The 23,153-nt window shown below is 65.5% G+C and carries 21 protein-coding genes; 11 read left to right on the forward strand and 10 right to left on the reverse strand.

Annotated elements, in window-relative coordinates:
* Positions 1-15: 15 nt before the first annotated feature.
* From AQZ49_RS01960 to AQZ49_RS01970, 3 genes are all read right to left on the reverse strand, one after another.
* The gene (locus AQZ49_RS01960) at positions 16-702 is read right to left on the reverse strand and encodes an ABC transporter ATP-binding protein (protein WP_067612025.1); all 687 of its coding nucleotides are present in this window, start codon (positions 700-702) and stop codon (positions 16-18) included.
* On the reverse strand, positions 695-1,936 hold the full coding sequence (locus AQZ49_RS01965) for a lipoprotein-releasing ABC transporter permease subunit (RefSeq protein ID WP_067612581.1): 1,242 nt from the start codon (positions 1,934-1,936) through the stop codon (positions 695-697). The genes AQZ49_RS01960 and AQZ49_RS01965 overlap by 8 nt, the downstream gene beginning before the upstream one ends.
* Positions 1,937-2,018: 82 nt before the next feature.
* Positions 2,019-3,464, reverse strand: a complete 1,446-nt coding sequence (locus tag AQZ49_RS01970) for a GGDEF domain-containing protein (RefSeq protein WP_067612027.1) — start codon at positions 3,462-3,464, stop codon at positions 2,019-2,021.
* Positions 3,465-3,705: 241 nt separating this feature from the next.
* Between AQZ49_RS01970 and purF the strand changes: the two genes are divergently transcribed.
* The 3 genes from purF to AQZ49_RS01985 all read left to right on the forward strand — a co-directional run bounded on the left by purF (position 3,706) and on the right by AQZ49_RS01985 (position 6,356).
* Positions 3,706-5,169 (forward strand): amidophosphoribosyltransferase, encoded by a 1,464-nt coding sequence (purF, locus tag AQZ49_RS01975; RefSeq protein WP_067612030.1) that lies wholly within the window; start codon positions 3,706-3,708, stop codon positions 5,167-5,169.
* Positions 5,166-5,882, forward strand: a complete 717-nt coding sequence (locus tag AQZ49_RS01980; protein WP_067612033.1) for an SDR family NAD(P)-dependent oxidoreductase — start codon at positions 5,166-5,168, stop codon at positions 5,880-5,882. The genes purF and AQZ49_RS01980 overlap by 4 nt, the downstream gene beginning before the upstream one ends.
* Positions 5,883-5,990: 108 nt before the next feature.
* Positions 5,991-6,356: a PilZ domain-containing protein gene (locus AQZ49_RS01985; RefSeq protein WP_067612036.1), complete on the forward strand. Its 366-nt coding sequence runs from the start codon at positions 5,991-5,993 to the stop codon at positions 6,354-6,356.
* On the opposite strand, the gene AQZ49_RS01990 is transcribed toward AQZ49_RS01985, so the two are convergent.
* The 3 genes from AQZ49_RS01990 to AQZ49_RS02000 are packed head-to-tail and all read right to left on the reverse strand — an operon-like array spanning position 6,353 to position 10,686.
* A complete protein-coding gene (locus tag AQZ49_RS01990) occupies positions 6,353-7,714 on the reverse strand; it encodes a cryptochrome/photolyase family protein (RefSeq protein ID WP_067612039.1) in 1,362 nt (453 codons plus the stop codon). The genes AQZ49_RS01985 and AQZ49_RS01990 overlap by 4 nt on opposite strands.
* Positions 7,715-7,768: 54 nt before the next feature.
* Positions 7,769-8,785 (reverse strand): 2-oxoacid:ferredoxin oxidoreductase subunit beta, encoded by a 1,017-nt coding sequence (locus tag AQZ49_RS01995; RefSeq protein WP_067612043.1) that lies wholly within the window; start codon positions 8,783-8,785, stop codon positions 7,769-7,771.
* 11 nt (positions 8,786-8,796) lie between these two features.
* The gene (locus tag AQZ49_RS02000) at positions 8,797-10,686 is read right to left on the reverse strand and encodes a 2-oxoacid:acceptor oxidoreductase subunit alpha (RefSeq protein WP_067612047.1); all 1,890 of its coding nucleotides are present in this window, start codon (positions 10,684-10,686) and stop codon (positions 8,797-8,799) included.
* Positions 10,687-10,988: 302 nt separating this feature from the next.
* On the opposite strand from AQZ49_RS02000, the gene AQZ49_RS02005 reads away from it, so the two are divergent.
* Positions 10,989-11,948, forward strand: coding sequence for an alpha/beta hydrolase (locus tag AQZ49_RS02005; RefSeq protein ID WP_067612052.1), 960 nt, complete (start codon positions 10,989-10,991; stop codon positions 11,946-11,948).
* The gene (locus tag AQZ49_RS02010) at positions 11,949-12,467 is read left to right on the forward strand and encodes an RNA pyrophosphohydrolase (protein WP_067612056.1); all 519 of its coding nucleotides are present in this window, start codon (positions 11,949-11,951) and stop codon (positions 12,465-12,467) included. It begins immediately after the preceding gene.
* Here AQZ49_RS02010 and AQZ49_RS02015 read toward each other — a convergent pair whose 3' ends face one another.
* Positions 12,468-13,259 (reverse strand): hypothetical protein, encoded by a 792-nt coding sequence (locus tag AQZ49_RS02015; RefSeq protein ID WP_231738598.1) that lies wholly within the window; start codon positions 13,257-13,259, stop codon positions 12,468-12,470.
* Positions 13,260-13,496: 237 nt separating this feature from the next.
* Positions 13,497-14,990: a glycerol kinase GlpK gene (gene glpK, locus AQZ49_RS02020; RefSeq protein ID WP_369819050.1), complete on the reverse strand. Its 1,494-nt coding sequence runs from the start codon at positions 14,988-14,990 to the stop codon at positions 13,497-13,499.
* A 117-nt stretch (positions 14,991-15,107) separates the two neighbouring features.
* Here glpK and AQZ49_RS02025 point away from each other — a divergent pair, with 117 nt between their 5' ends.
* From AQZ49_RS02025 to AQZ49_RS02035, 3 genes are all read left to right on the forward strand, one after another.
* Positions 15,108-16,655 carry a glycerol-3-phosphate dehydrogenase gene (locus AQZ49_RS02025; protein ID WP_067612058.1) on the forward strand — a complete coding sequence of 516 codons (1,548 nt, stop codon included), beginning with the start codon at positions 15,108-15,110 and terminating at the stop codon, positions 16,653-16,655.
* Positions 16,648-17,421 (forward strand): DeoR/GlpR family DNA-binding transcription regulator, encoded by a 774-nt coding sequence (locus AQZ49_RS02030; RefSeq protein ID WP_067612060.1) that lies wholly within the window; start codon positions 16,648-16,650, stop codon positions 17,419-17,421. The genes AQZ49_RS02025 and AQZ49_RS02030 overlap by 8 nt, the downstream gene beginning before the upstream one ends.
* Positions 17,422-17,639: 218 nt before the next feature.
* A complete protein-coding gene (locus tag AQZ49_RS02035; RefSeq protein ID WP_067612063.1) occupies positions 17,640-18,608 on the forward strand; it encodes a glycosyltransferase family 2 protein in 969 nt (322 codons plus the stop codon).
* 15 nt (positions 18,609-18,623) lie between these two features.
* Here AQZ49_RS02035 and AQZ49_RS02040 read toward each other — a convergent pair whose 3' ends face one another.
* On the reverse strand, positions 18,624-18,914 hold the full coding sequence (locus tag AQZ49_RS02040) for a DUF1330 domain-containing protein (RefSeq protein ID WP_067612065.1): 291 nt from the start codon (positions 18,912-18,914) through the stop codon (positions 18,624-18,626).
* Positions 18,915-19,070: 156 nt separating this feature from the next.
* Between AQZ49_RS02040 and AQZ49_RS02045 the strand changes: the two genes are divergently transcribed.
* Genes AQZ49_RS02045 through AQZ49_RS02055 form a run of 3 tightly spaced genes read left to right on the forward strand, consistent with a single transcriptional unit; the run spans position 19,071 to position 21,792 of the window.
* Positions 19,071-20,354, forward strand: coding sequence for an MFS transporter (locus AQZ49_RS02045; RefSeq protein WP_231738601.1), 1,284 nt, complete (start codon positions 19,071-19,073; stop codon positions 20,352-20,354).
* A gap of 46 nt (positions 20,355-20,400) precedes the next feature.
* Positions 20,401-21,303 (forward strand): alpha/beta fold hydrolase, encoded by a 903-nt coding sequence (locus tag AQZ49_RS02050; protein ID WP_067612066.1) that lies wholly within the window; start codon positions 20,401-20,403, stop codon positions 21,301-21,303.
* Positions 21,304-21,360: 57 nt separating this feature from the next.
* On the forward strand, positions 21,361-21,792 hold the full coding sequence (locus AQZ49_RS02055; protein ID WP_197410879.1) for a MerR family transcriptional regulator: 432 nt from the start codon (positions 21,361-21,363) through the stop codon (positions 21,790-21,792).
* Here AQZ49_RS02055 and AQZ49_RS02060 read toward each other — a convergent pair.
* Positions 21,765-23,147 carry an APC family permease gene (locus tag AQZ49_RS02060; protein WP_082701259.1) on the reverse strand — a complete coding sequence of 461 codons (1,383 nt, stop codon included), beginning with the start codon at positions 23,145-23,147 and terminating at the stop codon, positions 21,765-21,767. The two genes, AQZ49_RS02055 and AQZ49_RS02060, sit on opposite strands and share 28 nt — an antisense overlap.
* Positions 23,148-23,153: the final 6 nt, after the last annotated feature.

Below are 23,153 nucleotides of genomic sequence, written 5' to 3' on the forward strand. Positions count from 1 at the left end.
CTTCGGCGTGCAAGCCTATTCCAGCACGCCTTCGTGCAGCCGCAACACGCGATCCATGCGAAAGGCCAGCCGCTCGTTGTGGGTGGCGATCAGCGCCGAACTGCCCAGCCCGCGCACCAGCGTGACGAATTCCTCGAACACGCGTTCGGCGGTCGCTTCGTCCAGATTTCCGGTGGGTTCGTCCGCCAGCACCAGCGCCGGGCGATTGGCCAGCGCGCGCGCCACCGCCACGCGTTGCTGTTCGCCGCCCGATAGCTGGCTTGGCCGATGGTCGAGCCGGTGCCCCAGCCCCAGCGCTTCGAGCAGGTCGCGCGCCCGCCGCGTCGCCTCGGCCTTGGCATGCCCGGCCACCAGCCCGGCCAGCATGACATTTTCGGTCGCGGTGAAATCGGGCAGCAGATGGTGGAACTGATAGACAAAGCCAAGGTGGCTGCGCCGCAGCGCGGTGCGCGCATCGCCCGACAGCGCCGAAGCATCGATCCCGGCAATCTCGATCCGCCCGGCAAAGCCCCCTTCGAGCAAGCCGATTGCCTGCAACATGGTCGATTTGCCCGACCCCGAAGGCCCGAGCAGCGCGACAATCTCGCCGGGCTGAATCTCCAGGTGAATGCCGCGCAGCACCTCGATCGCCACGCCCGCCTGGTGGAACGTGCGGCGCAGATCGGTCAGGCGGACCACCGGCACGATCGTGTCATCATTCATAGCGCAGCACCTGAACCGGGTCAGTGCTTGCCGCCTTGATCGCGGGATAGAGCGTCGCCAGGAAACTGAGCAACAAGGACATGCCGCAGATCGCCGCCACTTCGGCCGGATCGACCCGGCTGGGCAGATCGGTCAGGAACCGGATCGACGGGTCCCACAGGTTTTGCCCGGTCAGCCGTTCAACCCCGTGCACCACCACCTGGCGGAAATGGAGGAAGATCAGCCCGATCCCCAGACCCGCCCCGGTGCCCACTGCCCCGATCACCGATCCGATCGTGACGAAGATCTTGATCATGCTGCCGCGGGTCGCGCCCATCGTGCGCAGGATCGCGATGTCGCGGGTCTTTGCACGCACCAGCATGATCAGCGAGGACAGGATGTTGAACACCGCCACCAGTACGATGATCGACAGCACCACGAACATGGCCACCCGTTCAACCGCCAGCGCCTGAAACAGGCTGGCATTGAGCGTTTTCCAGTCGGTTACCACTGCGCGGCCGTTCAATTGCGCCTTGATCGGCGCCAGCGTCTGCCCGACGGTATCGGGATCGCGCGTGGTAACCTCGATCATGCCGATCGAATCGCCTGTCAGCAACAACGTCTGCGCATCGGCAATCGGCATCACCACAAACGAATTGTCATAGTCATAGACGCCGATTTCAAAGATCGCCGCCACGCGATAGCCAATTTCGCGCGGGACCGTACCGAACGGTGTGCTTCGCCCCGCGGGATTGATGATGGTGATCGTGTCGCCCACCTGTACGCCCAGGTTTTCCGCCAGGCGCGACCCGATCGCCACCTGGCCCGCACCGGGCTGCACGTCCTTGAACGAACCGGCCACTTTCTTTTCGGCCATGCGCGCCAGATCGCCCTGGGTGTTGCCGCGCGCCACGATCGCCTCGACCCGCCCGTTGAATGTCGCCAGCAGCGGCTGTTCTAGCAAGGGCGTGGCCCGCGTCACGCCGGGCGTTGCCTGCAAGGTGCGCACGATGCCCTGCCAGTCGTCGAGCCGACCGCCATAGGCCTGGATCACCGCATGGCCGTTGAGCCCGACGATCTTGTCCATCAGTTCGGCGCGAAAGCCGTTCATCACGCTCATCACGATCACCAGCGCGGCAACGCCGAGCATGACCGCGGCCAGACTGATGCCGGCAACCATAGCGATGAACGCCTCGCTGCGCCCGGGCAGGATATAGCGCCGGGCAATGGTCCATTCAAAAGGGGTCAGGAACAAATGATGCGTCACTTTCGCCGGTTGCGACCGATGCACCTGCATCTAGGGTCTTGCCGCGCGCGTGGCAATGGCACGAACGTGTTTACGCGGCAGACGCCAGTCGTGCCCGGCCCGCGCGTTTGGCTTCATACAACGCCTGGTCGGCGGCGGCCATCGCGGCATCGCCATCGCGGCCGATCACGGCGATGCCGGTGCTGATCGTTACGCACACGGGGCCGAACGGCGTTTCGATCTGCGTTCCGGCAAACCGGTCGGTCAGGCGTTGGCAGATCCTGCAGGCCTGTTCGACCGAAACGTCGCGCAAGATCACCGCAAATTCCTCGCCGCCGATACGCCCGACGACATCGATCGCGCGAAAGCTGGACCGCGCCAGTTCGGCAAACCGGCGCAGCACCGCATCGCCAGCGGCATGGCCCAGCCGATCGTTGACTCGCTTGAAATGGTCGATGTCGATCATCGCCACGCACGTCGGTTCGTCGGATGCGGCATGCACCGCCAGGCCGGCATAGAACGCGCGCCGATTGGGCAGGCCGGTCAGCGGATCGGTCTGCGCTTCGCGGCGCAATTCGTCGATCAGGCTGTCGGCGCGCGCCGACAAGGCCTGAAAATGCGCGGCGCTGTGGCTCAATCGGGCGATTTCGCGGCGCCGACGGGCCTGCTCGACCACCACCGGCAGCGAACCGCACGCCACCAGCCCGGCATAGAGCAGGCCCAGTGGCACGTGATCCGCATCGGCAAACGGCCCATATCCGGCCAGCGTCAGCGGCGCGGCAATCAGCGCAACCAGCATCGGCATTGCCGTCGCGATCAGCACATCGCCCCACACCGCGGCAAACAGCGCGAACAGCAGCGGAGCGGCCAGCGGCCAGTCTTCATACTGCACAAACACGCACGTGGTCAGCAGCGCCATCGTTGTGACCATCAGCATCGAGGCCACGCGGGGATGTCCGTGCCCGCCCTGGTCGCCGGTGCGACGACCCAGTACGGCCTCGCCCGCTTCACGCAGGCGCGCCAGCGCGACCACCGCAAACGGCAGTACCGCAACCAGCCCCACCGCATGCCCCAGCATCCAGCCACGAAACACCGCGACAAAGCCCGCATGCCCGATCGCGTGCGCGCCCGTCGCCGCAATCAACGCGCCGCACGCCGGGATCACCAGCAGTGTACCGAGCAGGAACAAGGCGACCAGTTCGAGCGTGGTGTCCGGCCAGTGCGCGCGCAAGGCGTGCCGCGCCAGCGTCGCAGCCGCAGCGACTTCGACCATGTTGGCCAGCGCGATCGGTACGCCCGGCATCCAGCCCGGTCCACACCACGCGGCCGCCAGCACATTGGCCAGCCCGCACGCCAGCAGCAAGGCGGCCCAATCGCGGCGCGGGCATGCATGGAGCCAGGCCGCCAGCAGCGCGCCCGGAAACCAGATTATGGCAACCCCGCCGTGCCAGCGTTCGAACTGGCACGTCAGCGCGGCCCCGCAAAAATAGAGCAGGGCGACCGCCAGTACAGCAACAGGAGCAGGTATTCTTGCCATGGCGCCATTAACCTCGGAACTGGTAAATTCCGCGCTATGATCAATGGTTAATGCAATGGTACCATAGTGATGCACATCGGGAGCCAGGTACAAACTGCGTGCCGGACCGGCGCCTGCACGGTGTCATCAGGCGGTCACAGCCCCTTGCGTTCCGGACCAAACGGGGCCACATGGCGCGCGGATGACACCCACCCGTCGCACGTGTCCCCCTGCCCAGCCCCCGTACGACCCCGAGAGCCCGATGAACCTGACCAACCCCTTTTTCGACGCGGATGGCGACAAGCTCCGCGAGGAATGCGGCATTTTCGGTGTGCTTGGCACCCGCGACGCCGCCGCAATGACCGCGCTTGGCCTGCATGCGCTGCAGCATCGCGGGCAGGAAGCGGTGGGCATCACCAGCTTTGACGGTTTGGAATTCTATTCGCGTCGTGGCATCGGCCATGTCGCGCAGAACTTTTCGTCGGTTGACGCGATCGCCGAATTGCCCGGCGTGATGGCGGCCGGCCACGTGCGCTATTCGACCACCGGCGGCGCGGGCCTGCGCAACGTGCAGCCGCTCTATGCCGATCTCGCCTCGGGCGGGTTTGCCATCGCGCACAACGGCAACATTTCCAACGCGATGACGCTGCGTCGCGATCTGGTGACCAAGGGCGCGATCTTTCAATCGACGTCGGACACCGAAGTCATCATCCACCTGGTCGCGACCAGCCGCTATCCCACCCTGCTCGATCGGTTTACCGATGCGCTGCGGCTGGTCGAAGGCGCCTATTCGCTGATCTGCATGACGCCCGAGGGCATGATCGCCTGTCGCGACCCACTCGGTATTCGTCCGCTAGTGATGGGTCAGCTTGACGATGCGGTGATCTTTGCCAGCGAAACGGTCGCGCTCGATGTGGTCGGGGCCGAATTCGTGCGCGAGATCGAGCCGGGCGAACTGGTGCAAGTGGCGATGGACGGTACCATTTCCAGCCACCGTCCGTTTGTCGATGCCGCATCGCGCATGTGCATCTTTGAACATGTCTATTTCAGCCGCCCGGATTCGCTGATCGGCGGTCGATCGGTCTATCAGGTGCGCAAGGCGATCGGCGAACAACTCGCGATCGAGGCCAGCGTCGAGGCCGACCTGATCATCCCCGTGCCCGACAGCGGCACCCCGGCCGCGCTGGGCTATGCGCAACAGTCGGGCATTCCGTTCGAACTGGGCATCATCCGTTCGCACTATGTCGGGCGCACGTTCATTCAGCCGTCCGACGGCAAGCGCAACGCCGACGTGAAGCGCAAGCACAATGCCAACCGCGCGCTGGTCGCGGGCAAGCGCATCGTGCTGATCGACGATTCGATCGTGCGCGGCACCACCTCGATGAAGATCGTGCAGATGATGCGCGAGGCCGGTGCCAGCGAAGTGCATTTCCGCGTCGCCAGCCCGCCGACCGAACATTCGTGCTTTTACGGGGTTGATACCCCCGAGCGGTCAAAACTGCTCGCCGCGCGGATGGATGTGGAGGAAATGGCCCGTTTCATCCAGGCCGACAGTCTGGCCTTCGTCTCGATCGACGGGCTCTATCGCGCGGTTGGCGAGGCGCAGCGCGACCGTGCCTGCCCGCAATATTGCGATGCCTGCTTCAGCGGTGATTATCCGACACGCCTGACCGACCTGGGCGAACGCGAAGCGGCGGTGCTGGGCAAAGTCAAAGTCAAGGGATGACCATGAGCAGTCTGACGGGTCAGGTCGCGCTGGTCACCGGCGCCAGCCGGGGTATTGGCGCGGCGACGGCGCGTGCGCTGGCCGCGGCGGGCGCGCATGTCGTGCTGGTCGCGCGTACCGCGCGCGATCTCGAAGCGGTCGAACAAGACATCTTCGATGCCGGTGGCACCGCCACGATCGCGCCATGCGATCTGGCCGAACCCGAAGCGATCGGCCGCCTGGCCACCGCGATCACCACGCGCTGGCCTGCGCTTGACCTGCTGGTGATCAATGCCGCCGTGTTGCCGGTGCTGACCCCGGTGTGGCAGATCGAACCGCGCGATCTCAACCGGGGCCTGTTGCTCAACGTTGCCGCGACGCAAGCGCTGATCGCGTGTTTCCACGCCGCGCTGCGCAAGGCGCCCGCCGCGCGGGTGATCGGCGTGACCAGCAGCGTGGGCGCCAGCCCACGGGCCTATTGGGGTGCCTATGGCGCGTCCAAGGCGGCGTTCGACAACCTGCTCGATGCCTATGCGCAGGAAGTGCGCGGCATGTCCGCGATCCGCGTGGCCATCGTCGATCCCGGCGCCACCCGCACCGCGATGCGCGCCAAGGCCTATCCGGGCGAAGACCCGGCCAGCGTCAAGGCGCCCGAAGTGGTGGCCGCGCGACTGGTGGCGCTGGCGAGCGAGGAATTTGCCAGCCCGCACCGCGAACGCGTTGAGAATACCTAATCCGGCTTTACCAGTTTGTCTGACGATGGGTTAACGCCAAGCTGTCAACTTCCCCGACGACCTCATGCGCAAAGCGTTCATAATTCGGCGCACAATCGGGGCAGGGTGATGAACAGCACGACCTGGAACGATTCCCGGTTTGGACCGGGCAGTTACGAACACGCCTCGCAAGAGGATCGCAGCGCGCCGCGCCTGCGCGTGCATATTGGCGCAACCTTGCGCCCGGCCGGGGGCCGCGCGTTCGATACGATTATCCGCGACTTGTCGGTCGGCGGGTTCACCGCGACATCGCCCGCGCGGTTGGAAGCCCACAATTTCTGCTGGCTGACGATCCCCGGCTTTCCGGCCATGCAGGCCGAAGTGGTGTGGTGGGAAGCCGGCATGATCGGCGCGGCCTTCGGCAGCCTGATCGATCACGATGTGTTCGACGCAATTGTCGCGCAGTATCGCGGATCGGATCTCGGCGCCGCCTAGATATCTGCCTTCAATCGGTCATGCGCAGCCAATGCCCTTGCGCGGGCTTCGACATGGCCGATGATCGGGGCGGGATAGCCGCGCGGACGCAGCGGCGGATCGTGGATCAGCGGATCAGGCAGATGCGCCAGTTCGGGCACCCAGCGGCGGATATAATCGCCGCAATCGAACTTGGGTGATTGCACCAGCGGGGCCATGATCCGCACGAACATCTGTGCATCGACACCCGTGCCGGCGGTCCATTGCCAGTTGACCGCGTTGGCGGCGTGGTCGGCATCGACCAGCGTATCCCAGAACCAGCGTTCGCCTTCGCGCCAGTCGACGCACAAGTGCTTGACCAGAAAACTGGCGGCAATCATCCGCACGCGATTGTGCATCCACCCGGTCGCCCACAGTTCGCGCATCCCGGCATCGACGATCGGATAGCCGGTCATCCCGCGCTGCCAGGCCCGCACCTCATCGGGCGCGTCACGCCAGTCCATTCGGTCAAAGGCCGGTTTGGCATTGGCCGTGGCATAGTCGGGGAATTGCCACAGCACATTGGCGGCATAGTCGCGCCAGCCCAGTTCGCCCAGAAACACCTCGACCGAGCCGCCCGCCCCGGCCATCGCGTGCCACACCCGCGCCACCGAAATCTCGCCGAAATGAAGATGCGGCGACAGTTTCGACGTGCCCGCCTGCGACGGCAGGTTGCGCGCGGTGCCATAGCGCGCGGCGCATTCGGCAAACCGGTCAAGCCGCGTCTGTGCCCCCGCTTCACCCGGGGTCCATTCCTGCCGCATGCCGGCCGCCCAGTCAGGCGCGGTGGGCAACAATTGCCAATCGTTGAGATCGTCGCTGGCGGGCCACTGCACTGGCGCCGACAAGTCCGGCGCAGGCACGGGCGGCGGCGGCGGCATGTGCTGCACCAGCGTTCGCCAGAACGGCGTATAGATGCGATAGGGCTGTCCCGAACCAGTGCGCAAAGTGCCCGGCGGAACCAGATACTGGCCGGGATGGAGCACCAGATCGAGCGACTTGGCGACGCTGCGTTCGGCATTGCGCCACCATGGTTCGGCATGGCCCAGCGCATGCACGCGCCGCGCGCCGGTCGCTTGCGCCAGGGCACGCAATTGCTCGTCGGCCCTGCCCCGTCGCAGCACCAGACGTGACCCCGCCTTGCGCAAGTCCGCCGCAAGGCTGGTCAGGCTGTGGTGCAGCCACCATCGCGAGGCCCCGCCCATGCGGCGATGGCGCGGGGTTTCGTCATCGAGCACATAGACCGGGATCACCGGCCCTTCGGCGGCAGCGGCAACAAATGCGGCCTGATCGGCAAGGCGCAGATCCTGGCGCAGCCAGACGAGGACAGGTTCGGTCATGGCGCCCTTGTGCGCGTGCAGCCCCCCGGCGCGACCTGCCCTTTCGGGCAGGCCTTATGCGTCAACGGTCCAGGTCTGGCCTTTGGCCAGCAGCTTGCCCAGATCGGCGCTCTTGCCCGCGCGGGCCTTGTGATCCTGCCCCAGCAGCGCGCTTTCGAACGTTGGGCGCGGATCGTCGTAGATCACGCCCAGCGCCATCGGGAACGCGCCGAACGGCATTTCGACCAACAGATGCGCCAGCGTGCGATTGGTCTGGTCGTGCACGACCACGCCCGCCGTCTGCCAGTCGCCATCGGTCACATCGACCACTTTCAGTTTCAGCGCCTGCGTATCGAGCGCAAGGCCTTTGGTGCCCTTGGCAAACAGCAACGGTTCGCCGTGACGGGTCCACAATTGCGTCGCATCAGCGACCGGCTTGGCGGTGAAATCGTCGAAGCGATCCTTGTTGTAGACGATGCAGTTCTGGAAAATTTCGACAAACGCCGCGCCCTGGTGGGCATGGGCGGCCTTGAGCACCTGCGGCAGATCTTTCGACACGTCATAGCTGCGCGCGATGAACCGTCCGCCCGCGCCCAGTGCAAAGGCGCAAGGGCTGGCCGGGTGATCGACCGAACCCAGCGGCGTGGTCGGCGAAGAGGTGCCCTCGCGGCTGGTGGGCGAATACTGGCCTTTGGTCAGGCCATAGATCTCGTTGTTGAACAACAGGATCTGCGTGTTCAGGTTGCGGCGGATCACGTGCATCAGGTGGTTGCCGCCGATTGACAGACCATCACCATCGCCGGTGATCAGCCATACGTCGAGATCGGGATTGGCCAGCTTGATCCCGGTCGCAAACGCGGGCGCGCGGCCATGGATGGTGTGGAAGCCATAGCTTTCGACGTAATAGGGAAACCGGCTGGAACAGCCGATGCCCGACACGAACACGGTGTTCGACGGGTCGGAGCCCAGCTCGGGCAAAGTGCGCTGCACCGCCTTCAAAATGGCATAGTCGCCGCAGCCCGGGCACCAGCGCACTTCCTGATCGGTTTCCCAGTCTTTCAGGGTGGTCTTGATCGGGGTCAGATCGTTCATGGTATGATCCTTCAAGCCAGCGCGGCGTCGATCGCGGCTTCGATTTCCGCGATCGTGAACGGTTGGCCGCTGGTCTTGGTCAGCGGGCGGGCATCGACCAGATATTGGTCGCGCAACACCGTCTTGAACTGGCCGGTGTTCATTTCGGGCACGAGCACTTTGTCGTACCCCTTGAGCAGATCGCCCAGATTTTCGGGCAAGGGCCAGACATGACGCACATGGACATGGCTGACATCCAAACCACGCTTGCGCGCGCGGCGCACCGCCTGATGGATCGCGCCGAACGTGCTGCCCCAACCGACCAGCACCAGCCTGCCGCCCGGTTCACCCAGGGTGACCTCTTGCGCCGGGATCGAGCGCGCAATCCCGTCGATCTTGGCCTTGCGCGCGTCGGTCATCGTCTGGTGGCTGGCCGGGGCATAGTCGATATTGCCGGTCAGCGGGTTCTTCTCGATCCCGCCGATGCGGTGCATCAGGCCGGGTGTACCCGCCTTGATCCACGGGCGGGCGCCCTTGTCGTTGCGCGCATAGGGCAGCACGGTGCCGTCAGGGCCGTTGGGTTCTTCAAGGAACGTCACCGGAAACGGCGTGTAGGCCTTGGGATCGGGCACTTTCCACGGCTCGGCCGCGTTGGCGATATAGCCATCGGTCAAGAGGATCACCGGGGTCATGTATTGCGTGGCGATGCGCACCGCCTCGATCGCGCAATCGAACGCATCGGACGGGCTGCGCGCGGCGACCACCGGGATCGGCGCATCGCCGTTGCGGCCATAGACCGCCTGATAGAGGTCCGACTGCTCGGTCTTGGTCGGCAGCCCGGTCGAGGGGCCGCCACGCTGCGAATTGACGATCACCAGCGGCAGTTCGGTCATCACCGCCAGCCCCATCGCCTCGGTCTTGAGCGCGATGCCCGGCCCCGACGACGAGGTTACCCCCAGATGCCCCGCATAGGACGCGCCGATCGCCGAGGCGATCGCGGCAATTTCATCCTCGGCCTGGAACGTGGTGACGCCGAATTCCTTCAGCTTGACCAGATTGTGCAGGATCGAACTGGCAGGCGTGATCGGATAGCCGCCGAAAAACATCGGCAGGCTGGCCAGTTGCGCACCCGCCACCAGGCCATAGCTGATCGATTCGGCACCGGTGACAGTGCGATAGAGCCCTGGTTCGCTGGCCACCGCGCCGATATGCACCTGACGCAAGGGGCCCGACAGTTCGGCGGTTTCGCCATAGGCATGCCCGGCGTTCAGCGCCGCGACATTGGCATCGGCCAGCACCTGGTTCCTGGCAAACTTGGCGTTCAGCCAGTCGATCAGCGGCTGCCGGTCGCGGTCGAACATCCATAGCGCCAGCCCCAGCGTCCACATGTTCTTGCAGCGAAGGGCTTCCTTGTTGCCAAGGCCGAACGGCTTGACCGCCTGCAACGTCAGCGCGGAAATGTCGAACGCCAGCAATTGCCACTTGTCGAGGCTGCCGTCGTCGAGCGGGTTGGCCTCGTACTTGGCCTTTTCCAGGTTGCGCTTGTTGAATTCACCGCTGTCGGCGATGATCAACCCGCCCACTTTCAGCGCAGCGAGGTTCACCTTGAGCGCGGCGGGGTTCATCGCGATCAGCACATCGGGCTGATCGCCCGCGGTTTCGATCTCGGTCGAGCCAAAATTGATCTGGAACGCCGAAACGCCAAACAGCGTGCCCTGAGGCGCGCGGATTTCTGCCGGAAAATCGGGAAACGTGGCCAGGTCGTTGCCCGCCAGCGCAGTCGACAGCGTGAACTGGCCGCCGGTCAATTGCATCCCGTCGCCGCTGTCGCCCGCAAAACGCACCACCACCGCTTCGGGTGCGGGCGAAACCTCGGGGCCGCCGGTCAATGCTTCGGGGCCTTCGAAAAGAGCTGTTGCCATCGTTTTCCTCGTCCTGCGGCCCAATTGCGCGGGGGTCATTCACGCTGTCTGCCTTCGGGTCCTGCGGCGGGTAACGCTGCCGCAGGGCAAGAGCAAAAAAGAATTTCTCGGCCCCCATGTTGCCACGGTGCCATACCGCATGCCCCCCTGCGCGCCGAAACGCGCATTGTCCTTGATCGTGGTCATTGCCGCTAGTCAAGTTGCAATGGCGCACTTATCGAGGAAGCAGGCCGACACCAGGGGGCGATTCCCCGCACCCGCCACGATCGGCAGCCAACGGCAAGAGAGGACGCACACCCAAGATGGCGCAAACAGACCAGCCCACCGCTCCCTATGTCCGGCCCGATGTCGAGGCCTTTCTGGCGTTCCTCAACAGCGCCGGGGCCGCGCCGATGAGCGCGCTGACGCCTGCCCAGGCGCGCGAGGCCTATCTGGCAATGGGCAGCGTGGGCGAGGCCGAACCGCTACCACTGGCGGTGATCCGCGATCTGACTGCGCCGGGCCCCGCCGGGCCGGTGCGCGTACGGTTGTATGACCCGCGCGAAACGCGTGAGGCCGGGCCGGTGGTGGTGTTCTTTCACGGCGGTGGTTTCGTCATCGGCGATCTCGACACGCACCATGCGTTCTGCACCGAAATCGCCGCTGCGCTCGATCTGCCAGTGGTTGCGGTCGACTATCGGCTGGCCCCCGAACACCCCTTCCCCGCCGCGCCCGACGATTGCGAAGCGGTCGCCCGCTGGGTGGCGTCCAGCCCGGCAGAGCTCGGCCGCAGCGTCACCGGCCTGATCCTGACCGGCGATTCGGCAGGCGGCAATCTGACCATCGTCACCACCCAGGCGCTGACCCAGCGGCCCGCTGCGGTGCCGGTGATCCTGCAGGCGCCGATCTATCCGGTCACCGACGATCGCCCCGATCATGCCTCTTTCGCGCAGTTTTCCGAAGGTTTCCTGCTGACCGCCGACACCATGACGTGGTTCAACGATGGCTATTCGGCAACACCGGGCCACATCCGTGCCTATCCGCTCCATAATGACCATGCACAGACCCCGCCGACCGTGCTAGTGACGGCAGGACTGGATCCGATCCGCGACAGCGGGCGGGTCTATGGCGCTGAACTCGTCCGCGCAGGCGTGCCGGTGACGTTCATCGAATTTGCGGGGGTCATCCATGGCTTTGTCCAGTTGCGCCGGGCTATCCCGAGCGCACAGGGTGATATCGCGACCATCTTCGCCGCCATCAGGCAGCAACTGGAACGGATCTAGATGACAGACCAATTTGCCGCACTTCCTTATCGCCCGTGCGTCGGCGTGATGCTGGTCAACGCCCAGGGCCGCGTGTTCGTCGGCCAGCGGATCGACACCCGCGAACGCGCCGCACGCGGCGAGGCGGCCGAAGGTGAAGGCGATGCCTGGCAGATGCCGCAGGGCGGGATCGACGAAGGTGAAGACGTGCGCGTCGCCGCCTTGCGCGAACTGCACGAGGAAACCGGGGTCACCGCCGATCTGGTGCAAGTGATCGCCGAAAGCGCCGAAGAACATTTCTACGACTTGCCGCCCGAATTGCTCGGGCGGCTGTGGAAGGGGCGCTATCGCGGTCAGCGGCAGAAATGGCTGCTGCTGCGCTTTACCGGCGATGACAGCCAGGTTGATCTCAACGCGCACGATCCGGCCGAATTCGCGGAATGGAAATGGGTCGATCCTGAAACATTGCCCGACCTGATCGTGCCGTTCAAAAAGCGCGTCTATCGTCAGGTGCTCGACGAATTTCGTCCGCTGTTGTGATCATTTCCCGAACGGAAAGCCGATGATCATCTTCAGGATCGTGCCGTCGCGATTGGTGCCATAGCCACGGCCGACCCCGAAATTGAAATCCCATCGGCCGATCCGCGTGTCGAGCGCGACAAAGCTTGACTGGTTGCTGGCGGCCAGATTGCCGAAATTGCTGACCGTGCCGACGCCGTTGTAGCTTTCGAGCCCGATGATGGTGAATTCGGTGATCTTGTACCCGGCCTTGGTCGCCACTTGCACATCGGCGGGGGTCTTGGCCGGGCCCGACAGAGCGAAGTCGAAGTTGACATTGGCGCCGACGATCCACTTGGCCGCCTCATAGCCGCCGATCAGCTTGATCTCGTTGTTCCACGGGTTGCGATCGAGCCGGTAATCGCTGCGTCCGACTTCATAGTTGATGCCATAGAACAGCCCGCGTTCGCTGTGGCTGCCCAGCCATTTCAGCCGCACTTTCCAGCCATCGACCTGATAATGCCCGCTGCTGTCGAGTGTGGTGAGCGGCAGATAGGCGCCCAGTTCGAAATGTTCATCGAGCGCGTAGGAGAATTCGGGCGTGATCCGTACGCGATTGATGCTCGATTCCTGGCCGGGATAGTCGAGCGTGGCATCGCCCGAAGGCACATCGTTGACATGAAGTTCCAACCCCGGCTGATGCGGCAGGTTGATGTCGTTCATGTAGACCTGGATTTCTTCGTCGGCCGCATGCGCCGCGCCCGATGTCATCATCACGCCGATCGCTGCGGCCGGGCCAAGCAGAATGCGCCGCACAGGGCAGGTAACGATCATCGCAGAAAATGTCCCAAAGGCCTGATACCAATGCGATCATGCCGCGATCTTGTGCACCGCACAAGATCGCCAAAGGGCTAATCCGCCTATCCGTTATGCCCACTGGACGATGACACTCGCACGGCGTCAAACCCGGCGAATGCCGCCAGCACCGCAAAGCCCAATGCCAACGCGGCGATGATCAGTGCCATCCGCACATATCCGTTTCTCATCGCCTGTCCCCATCCCGAATCGCGCTTATCGCCTGGAAAGCGTCCGCGATACCGCATCCTGCCAGCCCGATACCAGTGCCGCACGCCGGGCTGCGTCCATTGTCGGTACAAACCGGGCGCCACGCTGCCAGGTGCGCGCCAGCGCGTCGAGCCCGCTCCACACTCCGACGGCCAGACCGGCGTGGAACGCTGCGCCCAGCGCGGTGGTTTCCAGGTGGTCGGGCCGTTCAACCGGCGTATCGAGCAGATCGGCCAGAAACTGGCACAACCAGTCGTTGGCCGCCATGCCGCCATCGACGCGCAGCGCTGCCGGCCAGACTGCACCATCGGCGGCCATCGTGGCGGCCAGATCGCGGGTCTGGAACGCCACCGCTTCAAGCGCGGCGCGCGCCAGATGCGCCTGGGTGGTGCCCAGCGTCAGGCCAAAGATCGCCCCGCGCGCATCGGGGTCCCAATGCGGCGCGCCCAGACCGGCAAAGGCGGGCACCATCGTCACACCATGGGCATCGTCGACCGACGTGGCCAGATCCTGCGTCTGGCTGGCATGGGTAATCACGCCCAGGCCATCGCGCAGCCACTTGATCGCCGCCCCCGCGACAAAGATCGAACCTTCGAGCGCATATGTCATCTGCCCGTTCAGGCGATAGGCGGGCGTGGTCAGCAACCCGCCGTGCGAGGTCAGCGCCTTATCCCCGGTGTTGATCAGCATGAAGCAGCCGGTGCCATAGGTCGATTTGACTTCGCCGGGCTGAAAACAGACTTGCCCGAACAGCGCCGCCTGCTGGTCGCCGGCCATGCCCGCAATCGCGATCGGCGCATCGAACAGCCCCGGCGCGGTGGTGCCGAACAGGCGGCTGTTGTCGTGCACTTCGGGCAGAATTGCCATCGGCACACGCAAGAGGCGGCACAAGTCTTCGTCCCATTGCTGACGATGGATATCATAGATCAGCGTGCGCCCGGCATTGGTGACATCGGTTGCATGGACCGCGCCGCCGGTCAGCCGCCACAGCAGGAAACTGTCGATCGTGCCGAACGCCAGTTCGCCGCGTTCGGCACGCGCGCGGGCACCGGGCACATGGTCGAGAATCCAGGCGATCTTGGTCGCCGAAAAATAGGGATCGAGCACCAGCCCGGTGCGTTCGGCCACCATCGCGCCCGCGCCATCGGCCTTGAGCTGGTGGCAGGTGTCAGCGGTGCGGCGGTCCTGCCACACGATCGCGCGGTGGATGGCCTCGCCGCTCGCGCGGTCCCAGATGACGGTGGTTTCGCGCTGGTTGGTGATGCCGATCGCCGCAATGCCTGCCGCGCTCAGTCCGGCGCGGGCAATCGCCTCGCGCGCGGTGGCCAGCGTGTCGCGCCAGATATCTTCGGGATCGTGTTCCACCCAGCCCGCGGCGGGGTAATGCTGGGCAAATTCGGCCTGGGCAGTCGCCACCGGGCGCGCGCTGGAATCAAACACGATCGCCCTGGTGGAGGTCGTGCCCTGATCGATTGCCAGGATGTGCTGCGCCATGGTCATGCCCTCTCGCCTTTTCGTTTCATGTTCGTTATAACGCTTTTGCGTTCGTTTCAAATTCGTTTTTCACGAACCGGCCTAAAAATCGCACTCTCAAATTCGTCAGCGGAGCATTCCACCATGGTCGTGCCAGAGCAAGCCCCGGATCAGGTCGCAACGGGCGACACCGTCGATCTGCTGATCATTGGCGGCGGGATCAATGGTGCGGGCATCGCGCGCGATGCCGCCGGGCGCGGGCTGTCGGTCATGCTGGTCGAGGCGGAAGATCTGGCACAGCACACCTCGTCGGCCTCGACCAAGCTGATCCACGGGGGCCTGCGCTATCTCGAATATGGCGAATTCCGCCTGGTGCGCGAGGCGCTGATCGAGCGCGAGCGGCTGTGGGGCATGGCCCCGCACATCATCTGGCCGCTGCGCTTTGTCCTGCCGCAATTGCATTCGCCGCGCCCTGCGTGGATGGTGCGGCTGGGGCTGTGGCTTTATGACCACCTCGGCGGCCGCAAGCGCCTGCCGGCGACCGAAACCATCGATCTGGCGCGCGCCGCACAAGGCGCCGGGCTCAATCCCGGTGCGCGCAAGGCGTTCGTCTATTCCGATTGCTGGGTCGAAGACAGCCGCCTGGTCGTGCTCAACGCGATGGATGCCGCCACGCGCGGCGCGACAATCCTGACGCGCACGCGGCTGGTCTCGGCACGGCGCAGCGGCCAGGCCTGGCTGGCCACGATCACCAGTGACGGCACCACGCGCACTGTGCGGGCCCGCGCGCTGGTCAATGCCGCCGGGCCCTGGGTCGAAGACGTGCTGCAGCGCACGCGCGACCCGGCGCAGGCCGGCAACCAGCGCGACCGGGGCGTGCGCCTGATCAAGGGCAGCCATATCGTCCTGCCCCGGCTCTATCCCGGCGACCACGCCTTCTTGTTGCAGAACCCCGACCGGCGGGTGGTGTTTGCCATCCCCTACGAAGGCGAATTCACGCTGGTTGGCACCACCGACGAAGCCTGGACCGCCCCGCCCGGCCCCGCGACGATTTCCGAGCATGAAACCAGCTATCTGCTCGACACCGTGCGGCGCTATTTTGCTACCGATGTCGGCCCCGCCGACGTGCGCTGGACATATGCGGGGATTCGCCCGCTCTATGACGATCATGCCGCCAATGCCTCGGCCGTCACGCGCGACTATGTACTCGATTTCGATGCTCCGGAGGGCGGCGCACCGCTGCTCAGCGTGTTCGGGGGCAAGATCACCACATTCCGCAAACTGGCCGAACACGCGCTGGAAAAGATCTGCGCCCATTTCCCGATGGCGGGACCGGCCTGGACGGCGGGCGCCGTGCTGCCCGGTGGCGATCTGCCGGGGGGCGATTTCGATGCCTATGTTGCCGATCTGGCAGGCGAACACCCGGCGCTGCCGCGTCCGCTGATACGGCGCCTGGCGCGCGCCTATGGCACCCGCGCCGAACAGGTGCTGGCGGGCGCGCGCACGGTGGGCGATCTCGGCCGCGATTTCGGCGCCGGGTTGACCGAGGCGGAACTGGCCTATCTGGCGCGGCACGAATGGGCGATCAGCGCGCACGACGTGCTGTGGCGGCGCAGCAAGATGGGCCTGCACGTGCTGCCCCAGGCTGCCGCGCAGATCGACGCCTTCATGGCCACGCTGCACGATGGCTGACCGGGCGGGTTCTGCGGCGCGGCGCGCGGCGATCCTGGCGGCGGTGCGCCGCGCCGGGGAAGCCAACGTTGCCGCGCTGGCCCACGAATTCGCCGTGACACCGCAGACCATCCGCCGCGATCTCAACCATCTGGCCGATCGCGCGCTGATTGCGCGCGTGCATGGCGGGGCCGAGCTGGGTTCGGGCATTGCCAACGCGCGCTATGACGAGCGGCGCGGCATGGCCGCCGCCGCCAAGGCGCGCATTGGCGCCGCCGCCGCAGCGCTGGTACCCGAAGGCGCCTCGCTGTTCATCAACATCGGCACCACCACCGAAGCGGTGGCGCGCCATCTGGCCGGTCACCACACGCTGCTGGTGGTCAGCAACAACCTCAATGTGGTCGATCTGCTGTCGGGTCGCGACGGCATCGCGGTGATCGCGGTGGGCGGCCATGTGCGCGCGGGCGATCGCGCGGTGATCGGTGCGCTGGCCGATCAGTTCATCGACAATTTCCGCGTCGATCTGGCGCTGATCGGCGCCTCGGGGCTGAGCGAAGCGGGCGATCTGGTCGATTTCGATGCCGATGAAGTGCTGGTGGCGCGGCGTATCATCCGCCAGGCCCGCACCGTAATCCTGGTCGCCGACAGCACCAAGATCGGGCGCGCCGCGCCGATCCGCATCGCCGGGGCAGAGGCCATCGACCATCTGGTGACCGACCGGGTGACCAGCCCCGCCTTGCGCGCCGCGCTGATCGCTGCCGGGGTGACGGTTACCGAAACCGGATAGAAGCGCGCGATTGCGCCGAATTTCCGCCAAATTCGAGCGGATTGGCAACCAATCCTAAAGCCTCACGCGGTAGACTAAAACAACTCCTAAACCTGCACGCAGGAGGTTTGCGCATTGGTTGCTCCACCCATTGCTTTTGCCCAGGCCCGGTTTGATGCGCATTTCGCGCAACGTTCACGCTCGATCGGCGTATCGCCACAGGGAGACCCGTCGTGACGATGATGACCGACACTTTTGCGCCGTCAGCCACGGCCGAGGAACCGGCACGCATTTCGGTGGTTCTGCCGGTTTGCAATGCGGCGGCCACGCTGCCCGCGTTGCTTGGCTCATTGCGCGCACAAACGTTGAGCGCCTTTGAACTGATCGCCATCGATGATGGATCGAACGACAACAGCCTCGAAATCCTGTTGCACCATGCCGCGCTTGATTCGCGGATCCACGCGCTTGCGCGCGGCAACGGCGGGGTGGCAACGGCGCGCAATCTGGGGGTTGAGGTCGCCAGCGCGCCGCTGATCGCGTTCCTCGATGCCGATGCGCTGTGGGACCGGGGCAAGCTCTATGCCCATTGCGCCCTGCACCGCGCGCGTCCCGATCTGGTCGCCAGCTATGCCCGCATGGCCTTTGTCCCCGCCCACGCCGATGGTTTGACAGGGGCCCGGGCCTTGTCAAAATTGGCGGAAAATCCGCTCGATATGCTTGATATACTCGGCGAAAATCCGATCGGCACGACATCGAACATGGTCGTGCGGCGCGACTCATTCCTCGCGATCGGCGGGTTTGATGCCGCGTCGGGTGCCGTGTGTGACCGAGATCTGGCGGCCCGACTGGTAGCGCGCGGCGGTCCGGTGGTCGGGCTCGACATGGTGCTGGCGGGAGCGCGGCTGACCGTGCCGGGCCTGTCGCACGATTGGGCGCAGATGCATGCCGACTGGCGCGACCTGATGGCGCGGTACATCGACGACCCGCGCACCCGGGCCCGGCTGGAGGCAGCCTATTGCCGCCAGGTGGTACAGGGTGCGCTGGTTTCAGGCGGTCACGCGGGAATGGCCTTGCGCTATGCCTTGCGCAGCCTGCACCATGACATACGCGGTTTCCCCGAAGAACCTGGCCGCAGCCTGGCGACGCTGGGTGCCGCGCTGGTCGCGCCGTTGGTCCCGGCGCGACTGCGACAGCGTTTGTTTGCCTGAACGGCAGGCGCCGGTTCAGTCGACCCCTTCGGCAATCACCACGCGATAGTCCGCGCCCAGATGGCGGAACTTGCGCGCCTCGGTATAGGCCGGGCTGTCGTACCATGCCTTGGCCGCAGCCTTGTCGGGAAACCTGACCAGCACCACCCCATCGACTTCGGCGCCTTCAAGCGTTTCGGTCGGACCATAGAAGGCCAGCGGGGTGACCGGGTGGCCGGCGGTTGATTGCTGGGCCAGCGGGCCATATTCCGCCAGCGCGGCAGGATCGCGCACACGGTCGCGGATAAAGATCAGATAAGCGGACATCCTCGGGCTTCCTTGTTGGATTGGCAGGCCGACGATGCCCGGCGTTGCTGCGCTTGTCGATGGGGCGCTGCGTCGATCGAGAAAAATCAATAATGCGCGGGACATTGTCGCACTTGGCAGCCCCGCCGTCGTACGCCATGCGGACGGGCGTGAGTCGTGACCCCATTTCAAATCGTGCCCGCCGTGGCTGAGCCGGCGCCGATTGCGCACCCGCTGGCGATCCCTGCCTATCGCTGGTTCTGGCTGGCGCGCATTCTGGCGGTGCTCGGGCAATCCAATTTTGTCGTGGTGCTTGGCTGGGCGGTCTATGACGCGGCGCGGGTGTCGCTCGATATGCGCGCGGCCTCGTTGCGGATCGGTTTGATCGGGCTGGTCCAGTTTCTGCCGGTGCTGCTGCTCAATCCGGCGGCCGGACTGGCGGCGGACCGGTTCGACCGTCGGTTGGTGGTTCGGCTGTCGCTGGCCGGGCAATTGCTAAGCGTGGCGGTGTTGTTTGCCGTGGCGGTGGCAGGGGCGCATGGCCCGGCGCTGTTCTATCTTGCGGCGGCGGCGTTTGCTGCCAGTCGTGCGTTCTATATGCCTGCCACCAACGCCCTGGGCCCCGCGCTGGTGCCGATCGAGGTGCTGCCGCGCGCCATCGCGGTCAGCGCAGTGGGCGGGCGGATCGGCGGGATCATGGGCCCGGTGATCGGCGGCTATGCCTATGGATTGGGCGGGGTTTGGGCGTTTGGCCTGACCGGCGCGCTGATCGTGCTATCGCTGGCGGCGCAGATGATGGTGCCCCAACCCTTGCGCGCGGTCGCGCGGGCCGATGGCCATCCGATCAAGCGCATTGTCGAAGGGCTGGCCTATGTCGCGCGCACGCGGATGCTGCTCGGCGCGATCAGCCTCGATCTGTTTGCCGTGCTGTTCGGCGGGGCCACCGCGCTGTTGCCCGCCTATGCCCGCGACATCCTGCACGTCGGACCGGGCGGACTGGGCCTGTTGCGTTCGGCCACGTCGGTCGGCGCGGTCAGCACGGCGCTGTGGCTGTCGGCACGACCGATCAGCGAAGGGATCGGGCCGAAAATGCTGGGCGCGGTCGGACTGTTTGGCGTGGCGACGGTGGTGTTCGGGCTGTCATCGTCGCTTTGGCTGTCGCTGGCGATGCTGGCCGCACTGGGCGCGGCGGACATGATTTCGGTCTATGTGCGCCAGACGCTGGTGCAAGTGGTCACGCCCGATGCCATGCGCGGCCGGGTGGGCGCGACATCGAGCCTGTTCATCACCGCGTCCAACGAACTGGGCGAAATGGAATCGGGGCTGGTCGCGGCGATGATCGGCCCGGTCGGCTCGGTGGTGTTCGGCGGGGTGATGGCCGTGGCGATCGCGGGGGCCTGGGGCTGGATCTTTCCCGAATTGCGCCGGGTGCGCCGGTTCGAGGATGCCGACGGGGCTTGACCGCGCGCCCGCTTGCGCGTTGTGATGCGCGCGAGGGGGATCGACCATGGCGCAAAGCTGGGTACCAGATGCAGGCAGCGGGATCGCGATCGAGACGATCGAGGCCGGGGGACTGCCGTTTGAAGTGGCCACGGCCGGCAGCGGCGATCACCTTGCGCTGTGCCTGCACGGATTTCCCGAACTGCATTATTCGTGGCGGCACCAGATCCCGCTGTTGGCGGAGATGGGCTATCGCGTGTGGGCGCCCAATTTGCGCGGCTATGGCGCGTCATACCGCCCGGCCCGCATTGCCGATTATCGGGTTGGTCATCTGCTGGGCGATGTCGCCGCGCTGATCGATGCCAGCAGGGCCAAGCGGGTAACATTGATCGCGCACGACTGGGGCGGCGCGCTGGCCTGGTATTTCGCCATCCGGCACCTGCGCCCGATCGAACGGCTGGTGGTGATGAACCTGCCCCACCCCGCGTGCCTGAACGCGGCGCTGCGGCACTGGCCGCAGCGGCGGCGCAGTTGGTATATGGCGTTTTTCCAGGTGCCATGGCTGCCCGAACGCGCGTTGTTGCGCAACCATGCAGCAGGGTTGCGGCGGGCGTTTCGCGGCATGGCGATCGACAAGGCGCGCTTTCCCGATGCGGTGCTCGATGTCTATGCCACCGCCGCCGCACAGCCCGGTGCGATGACCGCGATGATCAACTGGTATCGTGCGGCGTTTCGCCACAGCGCCGACATGGCGGTGGGATCTGGCCGGGTGGATGTCCCCACGTTGCAGATCTGGGGCGAGGCCGACACCGCGCTCGGGCTGGAAACGCTCGATGGCACCGACCGCTATGTCGTCGATCTGACCCAGCGTCGCTTGCCCGGCGTATCGCACTGGGTGCAACAGGAAGCGCCCGAGGCGGTTAACGCCATCCTGGCCGCATGGCTGCCGCGCGGCGATATTGCCGCTTGATCCCGATCGATTTTTCTGGTCCGTTTCGGTGGATATCGCGAGCGGGGAACCACGCCTTTGGCAACGCAGGAACGCCAGGACGCTGTGCACGACGGGCCGACCGGCATCAACGATGCCGCCGCCCAACTCGGGGTCACGCACCGCGCCTTGCGGTTTTATGAAGACAAGGGCCTGATCGAACCGGCGCGCATGGGCAATGCGCGCATTTATTCGCGCCGCGACATTGCGCGCATGCAATTGATCCTGCGCGGCAAGCGGCTGGGGTTTTCGCTGCGCGAGATCAAGGAATTCCTCGATCTCTACGATGCCGATCCGACCCATCTGGAACAGATGCAACATCTGGTGGCGCAGATCCGCACCCGCCTGCGCCAGCTTGAGCGGCAGCGCACCGCTTTGCAGACAACCATCGCCGAGCTGAATTCGATGGAAGACCAGGCGCGCGAACGCATCGCCCTGCTGAATCAGGCGCGGCGGCGCCCGGCGCGATAGACTGCCGCGCCTGCACCTAGCAGGATCGCGGTGAGCACGACGATCTTGGCCAGCGCCAGCGGCTTGTTGGCTTCGTCAGCGGCGGGCAGCGCCGCCAGCACCAGCGCGACCAGCGTGGTGATCAGTCCGACCAGCGCGAGACCGATCGACGTCGTGCGCCCGCCGGGCAGGCGCGTCACGCCAATGGCGGCGCTGGCGCTGCCATTGATCCGCAGCACCGCCAGAAACACCCCTGCAAACGGCAGGAACGCGGCGATGATGCCCATGCTGACCAGCACTTCATAGGCACCCTGCACCCCGGTGCCCGCCTGCCCCAGCACGCAAAACAGCGCACCCAGCCCGCCTTGCAGCAACAGCGCCACCCACGGCGTGCCCCAGCGCGGATGGACCTTGGCAAATACCGGCGGCAACATGTGATCGATCCCCACGGCAAACGGCAGGCGCGCGCACCCCGACAGATAACCGCTCGCCGCGCCCAGATTGCCTACCGTGATCAGCAGCGCGACCACCCAGGCCAGCCAGCCCATGCCGATGTGCTGCGCCGCGATCGACCCCGCCTGCACCAGCCCCTGCAACGGATTGACGGCATGGGCGGGCATGATCACCAGCACCGCGATCGTGCCCAACAGATAGACCGGCAGCACCACCATCCCCGCCAGCGGCAGCGCGCGCGGAATGGTGCGACGCGGATCACGGATTTCCCCGCTCATGAAGCTGGCCGCCTCGGGCCCCGACAGCGCAAAGGCCAGACCCGACAGGATGATGATATGCGACAGGTCGAACGCGGGACGTGCCGAGGCGGCATCGAACCGCGTGACGCTGCCAAAGCGGTGATAGCTGAACGCCGCCAGCATGACGATGATCAGCGTCGGCAGCCACATCCCCACCGCGCCCATGCCGTGCAGCCACTTGGCCCATTTCAATCCGACGATGTTGATCGCGGTGATCGCCGCCAGCGCGATTAGCGCAAACGACATGAACCACGTGGTCGATCCCGACCATGTCTGCATCCGCGCGCCGCCCAGAAACAACGCATTTCCCGCATCGAAATAGAACACCGAGGGGAAATAGGGCAGGTTCGATGTCCAGTAGCTCCACCCCGCCATGAACCCGGCGAACGGGCCGAAGGTTTCGCGGATCCATACATAGAGCCCGCCTTCCTGCGGATAGCGCGAAGACAATTCGATCACTGCGGCGACCAGCGGAATGTAGAACCCCGCAAACGCCAGTGCCCAGTACCACAGCGCCGATGGCCCCAGCGTTGCCGCCGAGGCGATCCAGCGCAGCGAAATGCCGGTGACGATATAGAACAGTGCCAGATCGGCCACCCCCATGACGCGGGGTGGCCGATCCATGGCACC

The organism is Novosphingobium sp. FSW06-99 (assembly GCF_001519065.1).
Taxonomy (GTDB): Bacteria; Pseudomonadota; Alphaproteobacteria; order Sphingomonadales; family Sphingomonadaceae; genus Novosphingobium.